The organism is Paraburkholderia sp. RL18-101-BIB-B (genome assembly GCF_046026985.1).
Taxonomy (GTDB): domain Bacteria; phylum Pseudomonadota; class Gammaproteobacteria; order Burkholderiales; family Burkholderiaceae; genus Paraburkholderia.
In genome coordinates, this window is sequence record NZ_JARESV010000072.1 from 1 (window position 1) to 19,509 (window position 19,509).

Consider the following 19,509-nt stretch of genomic DNA (forward strand, 5'->3'; position numbering starts at 1 on the left):
ACATCATTCCAGCCCGAGAACGGCTGATTGGCCGTTATCAGAAGACTTTTGCGCTCATACCGCTCGGCGATCAGCTCGAACAGCACGCTGGTTTCCGCCTGGTCCTTTCGCACATACGACAGGTCATCGAGGATGATCAGGTCGAACCGGTCGAGCTTCGCGAGCGCCGAAGGCAGTTGCAGACTCTGACGCGCGACCTGGAGCTTCTGCACGATTTCGCCGGTGCGCGTGAACAATACGCGGTAGCCAGCGTCGATGAGTGCATGGCCGATGGCGGATCCCAAGTGACTTTTCCCGCCGCCGGGTGGGCCGAACAGGAGGATCGTGGCGCCTTTCTCAAGCCACGAATCGCCGGTGGCCAGCGCCATCACATGCGCCTTCGAGACCATGGGCACAACGCCGAAGTCGAAGGTGGCGAGCGTCTTGGTCGGATCCAGATGCGACTCGGTGCGATGACGCTCGATTCTGCGTTTGGCCCGCTCGGCGAGTTCATGTTCGAGCAATGCACCAAGTAACCGGGAGGCCTGCCAGCTTTCCTTGTCTGAGCGTTCGGCGAAGTCCGGCCACAACCGGCCGATGGTTGGCAGGCGCAATTCGTTGAGCATCAGCGCGATACGGCCTGCATCGTAGGCGGCGTTCATGCGAGCACCTCCTCATCGAGCAACGTGTCATAGAGCGCGGCGGACGGCATGTCGACGACAACCACCGGACACTCGGCCTGGCGCGGCGCGAACTCATCGAACAGCGCCTTCAGGTCGGGCAGTTCACCTAGTTCGAGCAATGCATCGAGCCTCTGCGCCAGTTGCGCCTCGACGCCGTGGTTTCCTGCCAGCTCGAGCAGCCCCACCATGGTCTTGCATGCGCTGCGCGGCGTCAGTGCTACCTCGAGCCGTTCCCAGGTCCGCCGGTAGGCTTCACGCGGAAACAGATCGTCACGGAACGCGAGGCCCCTGAAGGCCTGCGGCTTGCGTTTGAGTGATTCGATGAAGTGCCGGTAGTCGATGCCGCGACCGCGCCGTTTGCTCGTGTGCGTGGCTCTTGCCGTGCTATGCACGAGCGCGCCGGACAGATAGCAATCGAGCCGGTCACTGTAGAGGCGTACCTTCAGGCGATGACCGATCAGCCGCGACGGGGCGCTGTACAGGACACAACGTACGGTGAACGTGCCGCAGCGTGTCACGCGTGCCTCTTCCTCGGCGAAGTCGGTGGTCCGGTGCTCAGGCAGGTCCAGCAGGTGTTCGCGCTCGATCTGGAACGCTGCTGCATTGCGCCGGTTGCGGCGCATTACCACTCCGCGCACGAACTCGTCGTACGCGGCGCGGTCCGCGAAGTCGCGATGACCTCGCAACTCCAGGGCCTGATCGACCTGATCCTTCAGATAGCGATGCGAGGACTCGACGCTGCCATTCTCATGACCCATGCCACGGTTGTTGCGCGTGCCTTCCATCCCGTAGTGCTCGAGTAGAGCCGCATAGCGAACTGTGAAGTCTTCCTCTTCCTGCAGGTTCCTGAAGGCCGCCGACAGGCTGTCGGAGCGATGTTCGCGTGGGCAGCCGCCAGCCTGCCACAGCGCATTCTGCAATCCCGTCGCGAGCGCCTGGAAGCTCTCCCCGCCATCGACCACGCTGGCGTACTCCCAGCGCGAGAACGCCAGCACGAAGTGATACAGCAGGTGGTTGAACGGGATCCCGCCAATCGTTACGCACAGCTTGCCCATGTGCGTGAAGTCCGACAGGCCACGTGCGCCGGGCTGATATGTTTGAGGGAAGAACACTTCCTGGTTCGGCCCTTCGAGCGCGCGCCACTGGCTGACATGTCGCTCAAACGTGCGCCGCATGCTGTCCGGAAAGCGCTCGGGATGGTCCTCCTGCAATTTACGCAGCAGAGTGATCGCCTTCAGCTTTGGCGCAGCGCGTAGCAATGGGACCACTTCGCTCTCCCAGACATCGGCGAACGGATCTGGGCGCGAGCGCCAATAGCGCCGCGGCTGCTGTGACGGTAGTCCGGCTTCGTGTTCGACACGCCGCGCCGTGCGCTCGCTCATGCCTGACTTCGCCGCAGCGAGCTTCTGCGGATGGTGTTTGCGATGGTTCATATAGAGGCGGACCTGCTGGTCGGTGATGCGGCTTCCAGACATGGGCTGACCGCCTCTTTTTAGATTCAGTCAGCCATCCTAAGCCCCGCCGATCCGGCGCCGCCGGCAGTTCCTCGTCTTCGGCGGCTACGCCGCCTCCGACTCATCACTACCGGCCAAGATGAATGTCGGTACACCGGACGTACTCATTGTCGCCCCCCAGTGGCATCCTTGCCGCGCGCGCAGCCGCCCGAAGTGCACGACTTTTATGACGCCGCAATTGCGGGCACATTCACCCATTGAGCACGCCCTGATGCCCGGCGGTATCGCCCAGCTCATCTTGAGTAGCCAGATGAAATAAAGGCCTGTGCGTCCTGGGCATAGAAGCAAAAAAGCCCCTCAGACTTCCGTCGCGAGGGGCTCCCTTTCTGGCGGTCAGTTTAGACCGCGGCGTCCTTCAACTTCTTCAGCGGGCGCACTTTCAGACGCACCGAAGCGGGCTTCGCGGCAAACCACTTGTCTTCACCCGTGAACGGGTCCTTGCCGAAGCGCTTCTTCTTTGCCGGCACGTCTTGAGCAACAACCTTCAGCAGACCCGGCAGCGTGAACTCCTTCGCGCCCTTCTTGTGGACCGATGCGAGAACCGTTTCTTCCAGAGCGGCCATCAAAGCCTTCGCCGCTTTCGGCTCGACCCCTGCGCGCTCGGCAAGATGGGTAGCAAGCGAAGCCTTCGTGAACGAATCCTTGATGGGCTTCAGCGGCGTGGCAGCGACCGCCTTCTTCGTGGCAGGAGTTGCCGCCTTCTTTACCGTCGGCGCCTTCGCCTTTTTCTCGACCGGAGTCGTCACCTTCTTCGGAGCCGGCTTTGCTGCAGCTTTCGTTGCCATAGATACCTCGTCATTGGTCAAAGGTTGGCCCGGGGTCCTTGCCTTTGCGTAGTCACCGACAATGCGCAAAGGTCCAAATCCTCAGGCTGGCGCTAGCGTAGCAATTCGCATTTGAAGCCGCAACGGGCGAGGCCCTAAAACAAGGGTTTTGTGCAGAAGGAACACAAAAACGGCGACCTGTACCCCTCCAGAGGAGGCTGTGCTCACGAAAACGGCTACGCGACAGGGTTTGACGCAGGGGCAAAGGGGGTAAACCACTCGCGCGGTCCAGCGTCGGGGGCAGGAATCGGCAATGATGCATGCGAGCGCCTAAGGTGATTGGTGTTTGCTGAAGGATGTTTATTTTCCTATGGCTTGAGCGCAGGGTCACCTTCCGGCAACCCTGAATGCACACCTCGAGTTTACTCAGCAGGGTCAAACAGCGCTGTAATTCCGACGTAGGCGGTCACGTCGAATTCGGCATTGCCTAGCTTCCGAAGAGCATTATGGTGGCGGTCTGTGAGCCACCGGTCGCCGCCAGCTTCTCGCAAGACATGGCGGAAAGCGCGCACATCTTCCTTGGCTGCAAAAATCTGCCCGATGTATTTGTCTGCATCCAGTCGGCCGGCTTCAGCCGCGGCAGCGAGGCTATCCATCACCCATGACGGACCCGGGTTATGAGGTCTTGCCAGCAGTTCCGCAAGTTTGATTGGTGTCAGGGTTTGGTTTTTATGGTCCCACCCGCCGTACTCAATGCAGGCGCTGGCCATCCGCTGCCCTTCTTCGGTCTCGAACATAAGGGGTGACCTGAGGGATGTATCCGTTAATCGTTGCCATCAACGTCCTCGATTTCGATGGTTGTTTTCTACCGGACTGAGCGACCGGCTAGCGTTGATTACGGCATCAACGTAGCGGACCTTGGGCGACAAACATGAATGGCGATTGCTACGACTGGAATGCGCCGTGCAAAGCATCGACTTGGATGCGTCACAAGTCATAGCGCCTGCGAAACTATCTCGTCCTGTTGGAGACGTTGCGTGCGTCGACCCTTGAAGACAGTTCTGCTATTTGAACCTTCCGCCAATGCTCCTCAAGACGTAATCGACAACAGCTAGCGGACGGGCGATACGCATGGCATAGTGCGGACATCTCAAAGGGAGAGAAAAAATGACAACTTTGGAATCTATGCAGGCAAAAATTAAAAAGCTTGAGCAGCAAGCCGAGGCTCTGATTGCGAAACAGTCATCGGGCGTCATCGAGAAAATTCGCAAGCTGATGGCAGAACACGGCCTGACGGCTGCGGATATTGAGGGGCACGCTGGCGGCAAGGGGCGCGCGAAGAAGGTCGGAGCCAAGGCTGTCGGCAAAGGGGGCACTGCCGCGGTCAAGTATCGGGACCCGAAGAGTGGCGCGACGTGGACCGGACATGGCCGGGCACCCCAGTGGATTGCAAGCGCAAAAAATCGCGATAAATTCCTTGTTGACGGAGGTAAGGCGATGCCGGCACCTGTGAGCAAAGCGAAGGCTGCTGGCAATTACGTCCGCGGTCCGCAGCCTGCGCTTTATCGTGACCCAAAGAGTGGCGCGACCTGGAGCGGGCGTGGGCGTGCGCCGACGTGGATTGCTAAAGCCAAAGACCGAAGCAAATTTTTGATTGCAGGTGGTGCTGAATTGACTGTTGCCGCGACGGCCAGTGCTGTGAGCCTGGCGAAGGCTGTCGGCAGAAAGATGGCGTCGAAGTCGGGCGGTGCGACTGCGGGCAAGGGGCAGCCAAAAGGTCCGCAGCCGGCCAAATATCGCGACCCGAAGTCTGGCGCTACCTGGAGCGGACGCGGTTCGGCGCCGGCGTGGCTTGCTGGTGCTAAAGACCGTTCGAAGTTTTTAATTGATGGCGTTAGCGGAGTTGCGGATTCTGCCGCTGCGAGCAAGCCGAAAGCCGTCGCGAAGAAGCCCGCGACAACGACTGCGGTGGCGAAGAAGGCGCCGGTGAAGAAATTGGTTGGCGCCAAAAAGGCGGTTACGAAGTTGCCTGTCGCAACCGCGCCAGAAGCTGTGACTGCTCAAGCGACCGCGTAAGCCAGGGCACAGAGCTCGCTTTTCGTTGCGTCGGGACGCGCGATTAACGGGGTCTACCGCGAATGCGCCCGCAGTGCGTCCAGACGCGCGGCGCATTTTGCGTTCGAACCACCGCGCTTGTAAGCCTGCGCAGCCTTTGCACTGTCTGGAACGACGTCGCCGGGAGCACTTCTGTCCCAGTGCCCCTCCCAGTACAAACCAAGGTTGTACGCGGCTGACCGGTGTCCAAGCTCCAAGGCCGTGGCATACATGTCCTTGGCCATCTCAAGGTCGGCGTCCATGCCACGACCAAGCCGCGCACTGTCCGCAATAGCCGCTGCCGCCATGCCGCGCAGCGGCTCGCTCGCGGTATCGTCCTTCAGCACGTCGCCCAGAATGACGTGTCCGCCCTCATAATCCGCAGGCCCACCTGTCTCCGTGACAAGAGACAGTGCAAGCGCGACCCGGAGGGAGGGATGCCGGCCAGGGCCAACCCGTTCAAGCAGTCGCCGGCCGAGATAGGGCGCGCCCAGCAACGGACTGGTGAGCAGGCCATTCGCAATGGCCGCGATAGATTCAAGTGAAAGAAATCCGACCTTGTTTGCCGACACAACGTGCCGGAAGAACCTTTCCACGTCGAGTGACGGGTCGCACTGGCGAAGTTGTGACCACTCGCGTTCAATCTGGCCCAACCAGCTGGAATCTACCGACATCAGATTTCGCGTCCTATGGTGAGTGATGAGGACGATGATACCTCACCGCTATTGTCGCCTGATAGCCCACGAATGCAATCGGATGCCGTTCGAAGTCGACGACCAGCCGTTTGAAAAGAGCCCCGCGTTAGCGTGGCAACGATGGCTCCGGCCCGTGCCAACATCGACCCATGTTTCTCCTCACGACGTCAGTCAATGGGACCTGCGCAGATGCCGCGCCGCTGTGAAAGTCTTGATGTACCCTTCGGCACCTCTGACATTTTTGGCCAAGGCCTCCTGTCGCTCAGCTTCGGCCAGACCGGCTGCACCTGAACCGCCAATTTCTGACAACGATTTATGCGATTATGTCGCGCAGCGCGTCAGCCAGAATCACGGTTGCTGGGATAACCTGCAAGTGGCCAGCGATTTGTTGGCCTGTCCGACCATTTGAATCTGGGCGGTCGGCAGCAAAATCAGAATCGAGAGAACGAAATCGGCAGAGTCGATTTGGGGACCAGATGGAAGGGATTATTGTCGAGCCGGCAGACACGTCAGAAGAGCCGCCTTGCGTCCAGATTAAAGCCACGCTCGCTAGCAAAATAAATCTGGCAGATTGTCAGAATGCCATTTCGGTTGTCCACGAGCTTCCGCTCGCCAATGAGACCGCCGATGACATCAAAGAGTTACGGCTCACTGCCTCTTCAGAGCCGTCGTTTTTCAGGCCGAAGACCTAGCTGGTCTATGGCCGTGCGCCGCTGGACACCACACGCCGATCAGTACACGCGTTTGCACTCGGCGCTCGGCGACCTCCGCCGTCAGGCCACGCGCGGCAATTTAGGCAGCCTTGTCGTATTGCGGCGCGAGGCGGGGAAATAATGTCCAGGCATTGCCGTGGTTAACCGATTTGCGCTCGGCGACAGTGAAATCCTCGTAGGCGTTTAGTTGCGCAGTGAAGGTGCCAGCGATATCTGCGGAGACGTACGGGAAATCGCTACCGAAGAGAATCCGCTCGGTTCCGGCGAAGGCCTTGAGAGCCGGTAGTGCGACTGGACTCGCCGACAACGCAGTGTCGAAATAGAAACGCCTGAATTTCGCGAGGATTTCAGCCGGACTATCGGCGTCGGGTCGGAAGACTCGAGCGAGTTGGGCGAAGCGATGTGATGCGTATGGAAGGAACCCACCCGCGTGCGCGAGAATGATACGGACGTGTGGGTATCGGTCGATGATTCCGTTCTGTACGAGTTGTACTGCAGCGCGCGTCGTGTCGAACGGGTAATCGACCAGGCTCTGGTGCAAATGGCTTGTCTGGTCGAGAAATTTCCTATAGGTATGGATACCTTATCGATTGAACAGGACGGCATTCCAGACAGCGGGCGCAGCGGTATCTTTGAACCTGAGCATGGAGAAGTTGAACTGCCCCTTGCGAATGCGATGCATCAATTCGATGCCTGAAATCGTGGCCGCGGCATTCCTGAACCGTTTGAAGCCGAGCATCACGTTCGTTCTGGACTTGATGTTTCGATGGTCCTGCTCGATCAAATTGTTCAGGTACTTCGAGGAGCGGATCTTCGTGTCCTCAGGCAGCAGGCCATCGGCCTTCATCTCACGCACCGCCCGATGTGAGGCGGCATACCCATCGAGCGTGATCGTCTCCGGCGGCTGTCCCTGATGTCTGATTGCCTTGCTAAAAAAGGCTTTGGCCGCGGCCACGTCGCGCTTCGCCCTGAGCATGAAGTCCACCGTCTGGCCGGCTCGATCTACCGCACGGTACAGATAAACCCATTTGCCACGAATCTTCAGGTAGGTCTCGTCAACACGCCATGACCGCCCTGTGGGTATGCCAAAACGATTCCAGCGCTTGACGAACTCCGGCGTAAAGCGCTTCACCCAACGCATAATCGTGGTGTGCACCAGCGACAAACCGCGCTCGGCCATCATTTCGACCAGATCGCGCAGGCTGAGCTTGTAGCGAAGGTACCAGCGCACGCAGAGAATGATGATCTCTCGATCAAAATGTCGCCCACCAAACAACGCCTCCAGGCCTTTCCGCTTGCTCATCACTGACCACCAGATTGTTGGGCCGAATACTTTAACCGATTCGCCGAGCCTATTTGCACCAGAACCCTCTCTGGTTGGTTGCGCGCGCGAGCCCCCTTGGACATCTACCCGTACGCCGACCTGTGCCGCGAGGCGGGCATTTTCGCCCAAGCGCGTATTACTCGCTCTCGCAGCACTGCTTTTGCACCAGCAGATGATGCTGATCTATCACCAGAAAGTCTGGGTCAACGCATTTTCAGAGGGTAAACGATAATTTTGGCCGTATTGACTCGAGGCAGATTGCTGCTACCATTATTTCATCAGCATACTGAACAATTCCCAGGGCAAAGCGATGACATTCAAATTCGCAGCAAACCTCGACGATCTGAACCCCGACGAACCCTACGCCACGACGATCGAAAGCGAGCAGATAGCGTTATATCTTGTCGATGGTGAGGTGTACGCGACCCACAACGTTTGCACTCACCAGTTCGCGCTGCTCAGCGACGGGTATCTGGAGGATGGGTGCATTGAGTGTCCGTTGCATCAAGGGAGGTTCGACGTGAAGACGGGGGCCGCCCTTTGCGCTCCCGCTAGCGCTCCGGTCAAGATCTACAAGGTTCAGGTCGAAGACGGCGCGGTGATGGTTGAACTCTGAAGGTGCGCATTTTTCGACGAAGCCAGGAATTTAAAGTGGAAACGATTTTGATCATCGGCGCGGGACAGGCTGGAGGAAGGGCGGCGGAGACGCTCCGGGCGCAGGGCTTCGATGGCACGGTGGTCCTCGTCGGTGATGAGCACCACAGGCCTTATGAGCGTCCCTCACTTTCGAAGACGGTGCTGACGGCGCCAGACGACAAGGAATGCTTTGGTGCGTGGCTGCATTCGAGTGACTTCTACGACAGCAATAGGATCGACTGGGTCGCAGACTCTGTAAAAAAACTCGACGTGATTCACCGCATAGCGATACTCGAAAGTGGACGAAGCATCGGATTTGACAAATGCCTGATTACTACAGGCGGCCGTGCCCGCCGCTTGCCCTGCACGCCTGACAGCCGCCATGTATTTACGCTCCGTACGTTACCGGATGCAATGAGAGTGCGGTCGCGCATGGGTGATGCGCGTTCTGTCGCGGTCATCGGTGGAGGGTTTCTCGGATTGGAGTTCGCAGCCAGCGCGCGAGCTCGAGGACTCGATATCACGGTCGTTGAATCCGGTGAGCGATTGCTTGGGCGAGCCTTGCCGGCCGAATTCTCTGAGCGTTTGCGCGCCAAGCATGAACAGAACGGAGTGAAGTTCATGGTCGGGGCCAAGCTGCTCTGCTCGGCGGAGCATGCACACGGAGTGACCTTGATTTTTGCCGAGCATGCTTCGCAGCACTTTGACTTCGTCGTGATTGCGGTTGGCCAGGAGCCGAATGAAGAGCTTGCCAGGGAGTCAGGTCTGGAGACGGGTAACGGTATCCACGTTGACGCGCATTGCGAAAGCTCGGTCGCCGGCGTCTACGCGGCTGGCGACTGCGCGAATTTTCCTTTCGGCTCAACAGGGCGGCGTCTGCGTCTCGAGTCGTGGCAAAACGCGCAGGACCAGGCGATCGTCGCTGCACGAAACATGCTCGGGGAGGCCGTTGAATATCGGCCAAGTCCGTGGTTCTGGACAGACCAGTACGACTGGAACGTCCAGATGCTCGGAATGCTCGACGGTCCAGTTGACGAATGGATCGAGCGTCAAGCGTCCAGCGACAAGACTTTGCTCATGGGTTTGCGCGACAACGTCATTGTCTACGCGCTCGCTGTCAACAACGGCGGTGAACTTCGGGCAATTCGTCGTCTTGTTGAGCAGGCAACGCCGGTTGATCCAGAAGCCCTCGCAGACTTGAACGTCAAGTTGCGACAGCTTGAGCGGAAAGCTCATTCATAACATATTCAGGAGAGGACTTTGTATTCGTCAGAGACAGTAATTGGGCTCGGTACTCCGAGCATCAAAAACAAGCCGATCGAACAGCTCGTTTGGCCGGAGGAAGGTCTTCATTCAATCCCCGACTGGGTGTACACGAGCGACGATGTGTACGCGCGCGAGGTTGAACGAATTTTTCATGGTCGCACGTGGAATTTCGTTGCGCTTGAAGCAGAGGTTCCCAATAGGGGAGACTATAAGCGCTCGTATGTAGGCCCCACTCCGGTGGTCGTCTCCCGAGCGGAAGATGGGTCCATCCACGTATTCGAGAACCGTTGTGCACACCGTGGTGCCGAGTTCTGCCGACACACACGTGGTAATAACGCCGAATTTGTCTGCCCCTATCACCAGTGGTCATATGACCTGAAAGGAAATCTGCAGGGGATCCCGTTCAAACGCGGTGTAAACAAACTTGGCGGAATGCCACGCGATTTCCGTAATGAAGATCATGGCCTCAAGAAGCTCGCTGTCGCGACGCGTAACGGTGTTGTGTTCGCATCGTTTGCACACGACATGGAGTCGGTTGAGGACTATCTTACGCCCGAGATCCTGAAAGATTTCGATGCGGTATTTAATGGCAAGAAGCTGCGCATCCTTGGTTTCTACAAAAACGAATTGCCGTGCAACTGGAAGATGTACCACGAGAATCTGAAGGATCCGTACCACGCAACGTTGTTGCACTCCTTCCTCGTGGTGTTTGGCTTGCTGGTTGCAGGCAACCGGTCGGCGATGGTGGCGGACAGCAAGTACGGTATTCACGGGACGATGGCGTCGGCCAAAAGTGATTCGCTCTACGCGGAGGTCGACGCCGATAAGAAAAAGGAAATGCGCTCGTTTCATGAGGGAATGGTCCTGAAGGACGAACGGTTCCTTGAGTATGTCAAGGAATTTGATTCCGAGTGGTCTGTGACCATGCAGACCATCTGGCCAAATCTGATTGTCCAGCGTGAGATGAACACCCTGGGGGTGCGGCACATCGTCCCGAACGGTCCGAACAGCATGATCATGCTGTGGACAATGTTTGGGTACGAGGACGACACTGAGGAGACTACGCGCCATCGGCTACGTCAAGGTAATCTGATGGGCCCGGCCGGGTTCCTGGGTCTCGAGGACAACGAGGCCATGAAGTTTGTGCAGGAAGGCGTGCGTCGCTCGGTGACCGACCGTAGCGTGCTCAAACTCGACAGCGAGAAAATCGGCACCGCGGACAACCTGATCTCGGAAGCAGCTATTCGCTCGATGTACAAACACTATCGTGAAGTGATGGGGTTCTAAATGCTGCCAGGATTCGAGAAGAAATTGATCGCGCACGATAAGGCGCTTGCCGCACGCGCAGCGGTGGAAGACTTTCACGCGGAATATTGCGCGGTACTAGACAGCGGGGACATTGAGAAATGGCCCGAATTTTTCACAGAGAACTGTCTCTACCGCGTGACCGAGTTCGAGAATGCAGCCCATGGATATCCAGTTGGACTCATTTACGCCGAAGGTAGGGATATGTTGCGAGACCGTGCCGTCGCGATTTCCAGGACGCAGATGTTTGCCCCGAGACAGATTCTGCATTTCGTCACCAACGTTCGCATCCTTGACGTAACAGACGAAGAAATCGTGGCTCAAAGCAATTACATGCTGATGCAGACTTTGGTCGAAGGTGCCACGACGTTACATCAGGCCGGCCGTCTTTTCGACCGTTTTGCACGAAAAGGTAATGAACTGCTGCTCAAAGAGCGGCAGGCAATTTATGACACCGCTATGATCGCGAACGATTTGGCCCATCCTGTCTGAACAAGAGTAATCAGCGAATGCTAACTGCGGGCTACGAACTTGGGAGATGCATATGAGCCACACTGAACCGACGGAAGCGCCCATTGAAAGTGGCGGTGTCGGCGCCCGTGTGAGGCGTCGCGAAGACGAGCGACATCTGCATGGTAAAGGAAAATTTGTCGCCGACTTTACGTTTCCTGATTTGCAGGAAGTGGCGTTCTTGCGCAGCCCGCTTGCGCACGCGCGCATTGAACGCATCGGCAAACCCGAACGGTTCGCCGAACGGGTGATCGTGCGGGAGGATATGCAGACGGTAACGGACATCGTCGCGGATTCCAGCTTGCCGACCTACAAGCCTTCGGTACACCCACCGCTTGCTTTCAGGAAGGTTCGATTTGTCGGCGAACCTGTTGCCATGTGCTTCGCGAATTCTCGAGCAGAGGCAGAGGATATTGCGGAAGAAGTCGAGCTTGATATGGAGGAGCTTCCTGCTTTTGCGAGCGCATTTGCGGCGCGTGAGCGCACAGACGTGCGTGTGCATGATCATTGGACCGACAATATTTTTCTTGATTTGAAAGCGGACATCAATTTTGACGAGGGCTCGAAAGACGCCCCTGTTGTCGTCAAGCAGAAGGTTGACCTAGCTCGCCAGTGCATGGTCCCAATGGAGGGTAAGGCTGTGTTGGCCTATTGGGACCACACGCAGGCTCAACTGGTAGTTATTACGTCAACCCAGGTCCCTCACATGATCCGTACGGTCATCTCTCAATGTCTTGGGATAGATCACGCGCAGGTTCGGGTTATCTCTCCCGACGTGGGTGGTGCTTTTGGCTATAAATGCGTACTGCAACAGGAGGAGCTTTGCATCGCATGGCTCGCCTTCACCTACAAGAAGCCCTTTCGATTCATTGAGGACCGTCGCGAACACCTGATCGCTGGTGCCAATACCCGTCAGCACCACTATGAACTCACGGCATATGCAGACAAAACGGGCCGACTTCTGGCGCTGGATTGCGATTTGCTAATTGACGGCGGGGCGTATTCAGCCTGGCCTTTTACGATTGGACTTGAAACGGGGCAGGCGTTGGGTAATCTGCCGGGCCCTTATGATTTCAGCGGATACCGTTGTCGTACGCAGTGTGCGGCAACCAACAAGCCTGGCTTTCTCCCTTATCGTGGAGTGGCACGTACCGGTGTCTGTTTCGCAATTGAGCTGACAATGGATGCCATTGCGCGCGCTGTCGGTCGCGAGGCATGGGAAGTCCGTTACGACAATCTCATTCGTGGAGCAGACATGCCATTCACGAATGTTGTCAAGAAACATTATGACAGTGGTGATTTTCAGGAGAGCCTGAAGCGCGCTGTGGAGCAACTCGACGTCGCAAAATGGCGTCGCCGCCAGAAAGAGGGAGAGCCGGATGGCAGGCTGATCGGTATCGGATTCGCGACTTTCACTGAGCAGTCGGCTCACGGCACGGCCGTGTTTGCTTCGTGGGGTCTACCGGTGGTCCCTGGTTACGATTTGGCGACTGTGCGGATCACGGCAGACGGCGGCCTTGAAGTTCGGGCTGGCATTCATTCGCACGGGCAGGGTATGGAAACCACTTTGGCTCAGATCGCGAACGAAGTATTGGGCGTTCCCATACAGAAGATCAAGGTTGTGCATGGCGACACGGCCCTCACACCTTATTCAACGGGCACATATGCATCGCGCAGCATCGTCATGGCCGGCGGCGCTGTCGCGGCGACATGCCGGGAACTGGTACCGAGACTGATCAAGATCGGTGCGCACATGCTCGGTGAGACGCAAGAGGCCGTCCGGTTCGAGGGGGGAGAGGTAGTGGGTGCAACGGGCCGGGTTTCCATGGCCGAAATCGGTCATGCGTGGTACTTGCGCCCCGAGCGGCTGCCTCCCGGCGTGGATCTCACAGGACTTGAGGCAACTCAGGGTTTCAAACCTAAAGTCGACACGGGCGCGTTTAGCTACGCGACGCATGCGGCAGCCGTTGCGGTTGACACGAGGACGGGGCACGTCGACATCCTGGACTATGTGATCGTTGAAGACTGTGGGCGGATGATTAATCCGATGGTCGTCGAAGGCCAAACAATCGGCGGCACGGCACAGGGAATCGGTACTGCGTTCTATGAAGAAACGCTGTACGACGACAACGCCCAGCCGCTTACTTCTACGCTAGCGGACTACATGTTGCCCGGGCCGACGGAGTTGCCACCACTGACGATCATCCACATGGAGACGCCGTCTCCTTACACTGAGTTCGGTGCAAAAGGTGTGGGAGAAGGCGGTGCTATCGCTCCCCCTGCGACGCTGTTCAACGCCGTGAACGATGCGCTCGGTCCTATTGGAGCACTTGTCTCTGAGACGCCATTAACGCCGCGAAGGCTGCTCGCCGCTATCGAGGCTGCAAAAGCTGCTTCGCGCTACAAGGTAGAGGCAGAGCATGCTCAAGAGGTGATTTGATGAAGGCTGCCGCTTTTCAATACGTACGAGCTGCCTCGCTACCTGAGGCGCTGCGTGAATTCGGTGATTCGTCGAATGGTGCAAAGCCTATCGCGGGCAGTCAGTCGATGGGCCCAATGCTGAATCTTCGACTTGCGCGACCCGCGCGCGTGGTCGACATTTCGCGCGTCGACGAGCTGCGCAGTGTCACAGCGGTCGGTGATCTGGTTCGCGTCGGCGCAGCCATTACTCATGCGGAAATCGAGGATGGTAATTACGAGCTTTTGCGTAATGATTTTATGCAATATGTCGCTTCTGGTATCGCATACCGTGCGATTCGCAACAGGGGCACCATAGGCGGCAGCCTCGCGCACGCTGACCCTGCAGCGGACTGGCCCCTTGCACTATCCACTCTTGATGCGCGGATTGAGCTCGCGAAGACGGGTGGCAAACGGCAGGTTCGTGCGAGTGAATTCATGCTGGGCGCGTTCACGACGCTGCTTGAGGAAGGCGAGATTATCTCGGCGGTCCTGTTGCCAAAAATCGGAGTCTCCTTGCGTTGGGGCTACTACAAGCTTTGCCGTAAGACCGGCGAATTTGCTCACGCGAGCGCCTCTGCTGCATTTGACGCGCAAACCGGCCTGGCCCGTGTCGTCCTTGGGGCTCTCGATGGGCCGCCGACGGCTTTGGACGTGCTCGCCCAGTCCATTGCAAAGCAGGGACCGAGCGCGGCGACTGCGGAAGCGATTGCAGCGAGTGTAGCGGACGCGATGCCGAACGCGGATGCTATTGACCGGTCCATGCACGAAGCTGTTGTTGAACGCTGTCTGGCACAAGCGTTCGGTTCTTCCGCGCGCTAACAGGAATTTTTTCATGTCTGTCATCGAACTCACCATCAACGACCGGGCGATACGTGGCGAGGTCGCGCCACGAACCCATCTGGGCGATTTTCTTCGCGATAGCCATAACCTCACCGGGACTCACCTCGGTTGCGAGCACGGGGTCTGTGGCGCCTGCACAGTGCTTATCGACGGTGAGCCCGTGCGTTCCTGCATTGCGTTTGCCGTTGCTTGCGACCATCAGAAAGTTCGTACGATCGAGGGGTTCGATGACGATGAGCTGATGAAGCGCATCCGCCGGTCTTTCTCCGTTCATCACGGATTGCAGTGTGGATTCTGCACGCCTGGCATGCTCATTACTGCTCGGGATATTGTTCGTCGTTTCCCGGATGCCGACGAGGCTCGCATTCGGCTCGAGCTGTCTGGAAATCTCTGCCGGTGCACGGGATACATGGGCATTGTCAATGCCATCAAGGCTGTGCTGAGCGACCTTAAGGACAATCCTATTGCAGACGGATCCGTCGCTCCGGCTCGGCAAGTCGCAGCACAAAGAGCGCTGGCGCAGGACACAGGGGAGTTCCAGACGTTCGCGACTGTGGCCGCCGCTCCTTCGGCCACGCCAGAGCGTTCAGCGCAAGGCGCCAGCGCTGCGTCGCCGGCCGCCAACGTTCAGGCGACGGGTGAGCGCAAAGGGTGGACCGCTATTGAAGACACCTTTGTTGTGCCGTTTTCGCTGGAAAAGGTGTGGGCGTTCATGGGCGACCTCCCTTCAGTGACCGCGTGTCTTCCTGGCGCCGAACTGATCGAGCACAACTCAGAGCGGGTAAAAGGCAAGATCGCAATCAAGTTCGGGCCGATGTCTGCAAATTTTGGCGGTGAGGCGCGCCTCGAGCGCGATGATGCGGCACATCGTGCCGTGATGCGTGGCGCCGGCCAGGACAACATCAGTCGTTCAAAAGCAAATGGTGACGTGACCTATGCGCTCAGCGGCGAAGCAGGCGGTACGCAAACGCGCGTGGCAGTAACGCTTGAATACATGTTGCAGGGGCCTCTCGCACAATTTTCACGGTCCGGGCTCGTCAAAGACTTTGTTCGACGCATGATTGCTGATTTCGGGGCTCGGATTACTGCGCAACTGGGCGGCGGCGAGGCGCCCGAATCCGCGGCTTTGTCGACTGAATTTAACGTCGGCAGCATGGTTTGGGGCGTCCTCTGGGAGCGGATCAAGGGACTTTTCAGCCGAAAGGGGGGATCGACAGAGAGTGATGCCTCCAATGCGAAAGCACATGCAGACCGGGTTGCTGCACCTGCGAAGTCTGTTTCCGCTTCCCCGGCGCAGGATTCTCACGTTGCGTCGGGAGTGGCAACTAGCTCGTCTGAGCAATCATCGCCTGCGCTTGCCTCGGGGCTGGCAGTGCCGAACGTTATACCTGCCGCCGACCGAAAAGGGTGGACAGCTATTGACGACAGCTTTGTTGTGCCGTTTCCGCTTGAACGGGTCTGGGGGTTTATGGGAGATCTTCCTTCCGTTACCGCCTGTTTGCCCGGCGCGGAATTGATCGAACATGATTCGGAGAAGGTAAAAGGCAAAATCGCTATCAAATTTGGTCCGATGTCGGCGAATTTCGCCGGTGCTGCACGCCTTGAACGTGACGACGCAGCATATCGCGCTGTTATGCGCGGAGCGGGACAGGACAATATCAGCCGCTCAAAGGCAAATGGCGACGTGACCTATGCGTTGAGTGATGAAGCGAATGGGACGCAGACACGCGTAGCAGTGACGCTTGAATACATGCTGCAGGGACCGCTGGCTCAATTTTCCCGGTCAGGGCTCATCAAGGACTTCGTTCGTCGGATGATTGCCGACTTTGGTGCGAGGATCACATCGCAGCTAGAAGGTTCTGAAGTACCTGACTCAGCAGCGCTGCCGGCCAAATTCAACGTGGGCAGTCTGGTGTGGAGCGTGGTGTGGGGCCGTATCAAGCGGCTCTTTGGCCGAGGCGAATAACTGCGTTCGCGACGCTGTCGCAGGATGGCTGACTTGAGTTTTCTTGCGACAATTTCGTGTTCTTATTGTCAGTATGCTGATTAAAAATTGGAGTTTGTCGTGAGTAAACGGATTCGGAAGATCGCCCTGGAAGAGCACTTTTCAACGCCTGGCTTCCAGGGCTACTCAAAGAGCTTCACGCAGCACATCGCTCCCGACGTGCGGGCTGATCTTGCTGCCCGACTTGCCGACTTCGACGAGCAGCGCATCGTCGAGATGGACAACGCGGGGATCGATTACACGATTCTGTCCCAGACGGGGCCGAGCGTGCAGGGCGAGACTGACCCTGCTGTGGCGATTGCTCGTGCTACAGAAAGCAACGACTTTCTGGCGAAACAGATCGCGCGTCACCCAACGCGTTTTGGTGGTTTTGCGACGCTGCCGATGCACACACCTGACGGGGCAGCCGACGAGCTGACCCGCACCGTTCAGGAGTTCGGTTTCAAGGGGGCACTGGTCAATGGTCACACGCTTGGAACCTACTACGACGACCCGGCGTATGACGCTTTCTGGGAGCGGATGCAGGACCTTGACGTGCCGTTGTATCTGCACCCGACAGACGCGTACGTGACACCGCGGGTATTCGACAACCACCCGGAGTTGACGGGTGCCGCCTGGGGGTGGGGCGTTGAAACCGGTAGCCACGCCTTACGGCTGCTGTTCGGCGGTGTCTTCGATCGGTTCCCCAAGCTGAAGGTCATTCTTGGCCACATGGGTGAGGGCCTGCCGTACCTGCGCTGGCGGTTTGATAGCCGGTTTGCTGTGTATTCGCATGGCATTCGGCTTGAGCGGGCACCTTCTGAGTACATCGGAACGAACATCCTGATCACTACTTCGGGCGTTTGCTCGGCACCTGCGCTGCTTGGCGCTATTGGAGAAATGGGCCCGGATGCAGTGATGTTTTCTGTGGACTATCCGTATGAGTCGACCGCTATCGCTGCTGATTTTATCGAGCAGGCGCCGCTTGATGAGAGCGTCCGAAGCCTCGTTTGCCATGGCAACGCCGAACGCATTTTCAAGCTGTGACGCTGGACTGAGTGAACCGCGAACAGCAGGAACATCACCTTAAATCTTTCTGGAGATAGCAATGACGAAGCAATACCGAATTGGTCAGATAGTGCCAAGTTCGAACACGACGATGGAGACGGAGATTCCGGCGATGCTGCTGGCGCGCCAGTCGATCCGCGCGGAACGGTTCACGTTCCACTCGAGCCGCATGCGGATGAAGAAGGTGGTCAAGGAAGAACTGGCCGCGATGGATGCAGAGTCCGACCGCTGCGCGCTGGAGCTCAGCGATGCCCGCGTGGACGTGCTTGGCTACGCGTGCCTGGTCGCCATCATGGCGATGGGCCATGGGTATCACCGCGTGTCCCAGAAGCGTCTGCACGAGCGTACCGTCGAGAATGGCGGTGCGGCACCGGTCATCACCAGCGCCGGCGCGCTGGTCGATGCGCTGAAGGTCATCGGCGCCCGACGCATCGTAGTGGTCGCCCCGTACATGAAGCCACTTACGGAGTTGGTGGTCGACTACATCCGCAATGAAGGCTACGAGGTGCTCGATTACCGCGCACTGGAGATTCCGGACAACCTCGATGTGGGCCGTCACGACCCGAGCCTGCTGCCGGGCATCGTCTCGCAGATGGACACGGTGCATGCCGATGCGATCGTACTCTCGGCTTGCGTGCAGATGCCTTCGCTGCCGGCCGTCGCCAAGGTCGAAGCGCTGACGGGCAAGCCGGTCATCACCGCCTCGATTGCGACGACCTACGCGATGCTCAAGCAGCTCGGTCTGGAAGCGGTGGTGCCGGGTGCCGGCGCCCTGCTCTCGGGCGCCTACTGATGCGCCAGACGACCGGGAGCACAGCATGAGCCGTACATCCACGTTCCTTTATGGCGGTAACGTTCACGCGAACGGTATCCGTCAGCATTACCTGCGTTACGGTGGCGCAGCTGGCGCGCGCATCTCACGCGAGCCCGTCATCATCGTGCCGGGCATCACCAGCCCGGCCGTGACATGGGGTTTCGTCGGTGAGCACTTTGGCACGACCTTCGACACCTACGTGCTCGATGTCCGTGGCAGGGGCCTGTCCTCGGCGTCGGACACGCTCGACTACAGCCTGGATGCGCAGGCGGCTGACCTGGTCTCGTTCGCCCAGGCTCTCGGGCTTACTCGCTACAGCGTGGTGGGCCACTCGATGGGTGGCCGTATTGGCGTACGTGCTGCACGCACGCAGCCGGCCGGTCTGGCACGCCTCGTCATGGTCGATCCGCCCGTCTCCGGCCCGGGGCGTCGTCCGTATCCGTCGCAGCTGCCCTGGTATATCGACTCAATGGCGCTTGCGCGCAAAGGCACTGACGCGAAAGGCATGCTCGCGTTCTGCCCCACCTGGACAGATGAACAGCGCCAGCTGCGCGCCGAGTGGCTGCACACCTGCGATGAGCGTGCGATCCGCGACAGTTTCAAGGGCTTCCATACCGATGATGTGCATGCGGACCTACCGCACGTCGGCGTGCCTGTTCTGCTGATGACGGCCGGCCGCGGCGACGTGGTCCGCCCGGAAGACATCGAGGAGATCCGCACGCTGGTGCCGCAACTCGTGCATTCGCACGTGTCCGACGCCGGCCACATGATCCCGTGGGATGACGAGGACGGCTTCTACCATGCGTTCGGCGACTTCCTGGGCGCGCCGCTGCCAGCGCTGGCTGCCCGGCAGGCCTGAC

Annotated in this window: 18 protein-coding genes and 2 pseudogenes; 13 read left to right on the forward strand and 7 right to left on the reverse strand. The window is 58.5% G+C overall.

Annotated elements, in window-relative coordinates; genetic code table 11:
* The 4 genes from istB to P0D73_RS42805 form a co-directional block, all read right to left on the reverse strand.
* Positions 1-641: IS21-like element helper ATPase IstB (gene istB / locus P0D73_RS42790; protein ID WP_408435805.1), on the reverse strand; the 641-nt coding region annotated here is incomplete at its 3' end.
* Entirely contained in the window at positions 638-2,137 is a 1,500-nt protein-coding gene (istA, locus tag P0D73_RS42795) for an IS21 family transposase (RefSeq protein WP_459252580.1), read from the reverse strand. The genes istB and istA, both read right to left, overlap by 4 nt.
* A gap of 377 nt (positions 2,138-2,514) precedes the next feature.
* Positions 2,515-2,961 (reverse strand): HU family DNA-binding protein, encoded by a 447-nt coding sequence (locus tag P0D73_RS42800; protein ID WP_408182591.1) that lies wholly within the window; start codon positions 2,959-2,961, stop codon positions 2,515-2,517.
* 401 nt (positions 2,962-3,362) lie between these two features.
* The gene (locus P0D73_RS42805; RefSeq protein ID WP_408182530.1) at positions 3,363-3,737 is read right to left on the reverse strand and encodes a hypothetical protein; all 375 of its coding nucleotides are present in this window, start codon (positions 3,735-3,737) and stop codon (positions 3,363-3,365) included.
* 370 nt (positions 3,738-4,107) lie between these two features.
* Here P0D73_RS42805 and P0D73_RS42810 point away from each other — a divergent pair, with 370 nt between their 5' ends.
* Positions 4,108-5,016: an H-NS family nucleoid-associated regulatory protein gene (locus tag P0D73_RS42810; protein ID WP_408182532.1), complete on the forward strand. Its 909-nt coding sequence runs from the start codon at positions 4,108-4,110 to the stop codon at positions 5,014-5,016.
* 53 nt (positions 5,017-5,069) lie between these two features.
* Here the strand turns inward: P0D73_RS42810 and P0D73_RS42815 are convergent, their stop codons facing one another.
* Complete coding sequence (locus P0D73_RS42815) at positions 5,070-5,708, reverse strand: SEL1-like repeat protein (protein ID WP_408182534.1); 639 nt, start codon at positions 5,706-5,708, stop codon at positions 5,070-5,072.
* 497 nt (positions 5,709-6,205) lie between these two features.
* Here P0D73_RS42815 and P0D73_RS42820 point away from each other — a divergent pair, with 497 nt between their 5' ends.
* On the forward strand, positions 6,206-6,421 hold the full coding sequence (locus P0D73_RS42820; RefSeq protein WP_408182535.1) for a hypothetical protein: 216 nt from the start codon (positions 6,206-6,208) through the stop codon (positions 6,419-6,421).
* Between the two features lie 100 nt (positions 6,422-6,521).
* Here P0D73_RS42820 and P0D73_RS42825 read toward each other — a convergent pair whose 3' ends face one another.
* Complete coding sequence (locus P0D73_RS42825) at positions 6,522-6,983, reverse strand: amidohydrolase family protein (RefSeq protein WP_408435808.1); 462 nt, start codon at positions 6,981-6,983, stop codon at positions 6,522-6,524.
* A gap of 42 nt (positions 6,984-7,025) precedes the next feature.
* Positions 7,026-7,745: an IS6 family transposase gene (locus P0D73_RS42830; RefSeq protein WP_408435810.1), complete on the reverse strand. Its 720-nt coding sequence runs from the start codon at positions 7,743-7,745 to the stop codon at positions 7,026-7,028.
* 331 nt (positions 7,746-8,076) lie between these two features.
* On the opposite strand from P0D73_RS42830, the gene P0D73_RS42835 reads away from it, so the two are divergent.
* The 11 genes and pseudogenes from P0D73_RS42835 (at position 8,077) to P0D73_RS42885 (ending at position 19,508) form a co-directional block, all read left to right on the forward strand.
* Entirely contained in the window at positions 8,077-8,382 is a 306-nt protein-coding gene (locus P0D73_RS42835) for a non-heme iron oxygenase ferredoxin subunit (protein ID WP_408435812.1), read from the forward strand.
* A gap of 35 nt (positions 8,383-8,417) precedes the next feature.
* Entirely contained in the window at positions 8,418-9,644 is a 1,227-nt protein-coding gene (locus P0D73_RS42840; RefSeq protein WP_408435814.1) for an NAD(P)/FAD-dependent oxidoreductase, read from the forward strand.
* 18 nt (positions 9,645-9,662) lie between these two features.
* Positions 9,663-10,955, forward strand: coding sequence for an aromatic ring-hydroxylating dioxygenase subunit alpha (locus P0D73_RS42845; RefSeq protein WP_408435816.1), 1,293 nt, complete (start codon positions 9,663-9,665; stop codon positions 10,953-10,955).
* Positions 10,956-11,465 carry an aromatic-ring-hydroxylating dioxygenase subunit beta gene (locus P0D73_RS42850; protein ID WP_408435818.1) on the forward strand — a complete coding sequence of 170 codons (510 nt, stop codon included), beginning with the start codon at positions 10,956-10,958 and terminating at the stop codon, positions 11,463-11,465.
* A 52-nt stretch (positions 11,466-11,517) separates the two neighbouring features.
* Entirely contained in the window at positions 11,518-13,923 is a 2,406-nt protein-coding gene (locus tag P0D73_RS42855; RefSeq protein ID WP_408435820.1) for a xanthine dehydrogenase family protein molybdopterin-binding subunit, read from the forward strand.
* Positions 13,923-14,762 (forward strand): FAD binding domain-containing protein, encoded by an 840-nt coding sequence (locus P0D73_RS42860; RefSeq protein ID WP_408435822.1) that lies wholly within the window; start codon positions 13,923-13,925, stop codon positions 14,760-14,762. Before P0D73_RS42855 ends, P0D73_RS42860 begins: the two co-directional genes overlap by 1 nt.
* 13 nt (positions 14,763-14,775) lie before the next feature.
* Positions 14,776-15,990, forward strand: a pseudogene (locus tag P0D73_RS42865) (xanthine dehydrogenase family Fe-S subunit); the annotation flags it as partial.
* A 234-nt stretch (positions 15,991-16,224) separates the two neighbouring features.
* Positions 16,225-16,749, forward strand: a pseudogene (locus P0D73_RS42870) (SRPBCC family protein); the annotation flags it as partial.
* A gap of 99 nt (positions 16,750-16,848) precedes the next feature.
* A complete protein-coding gene (locus P0D73_RS42875) occupies positions 16,849-17,814 on the forward strand; it encodes an amidohydrolase family protein (RefSeq protein WP_408435824.1) in 966 nt (321 codons plus the stop codon).
* A gap of 61 nt (positions 17,815-17,875) precedes the next feature.
* A complete protein-coding gene (locus P0D73_RS42880; protein ID WP_408435826.1) occupies positions 17,876-18,628 on the forward strand; it encodes a maleate cis-trans isomerase family protein in 753 nt (250 codons plus the stop codon).
* Positions 18,629-18,653: 25 nt separating this feature from the next.
* Positions 18,654-19,508, forward strand: coding sequence for an alpha/beta fold hydrolase (locus P0D73_RS42885; protein ID WP_408435828.1), 855 nt, complete (start codon positions 18,654-18,656; stop codon positions 19,506-19,508).
* Position 19,509 lies beyond the last annotated feature (1 nt).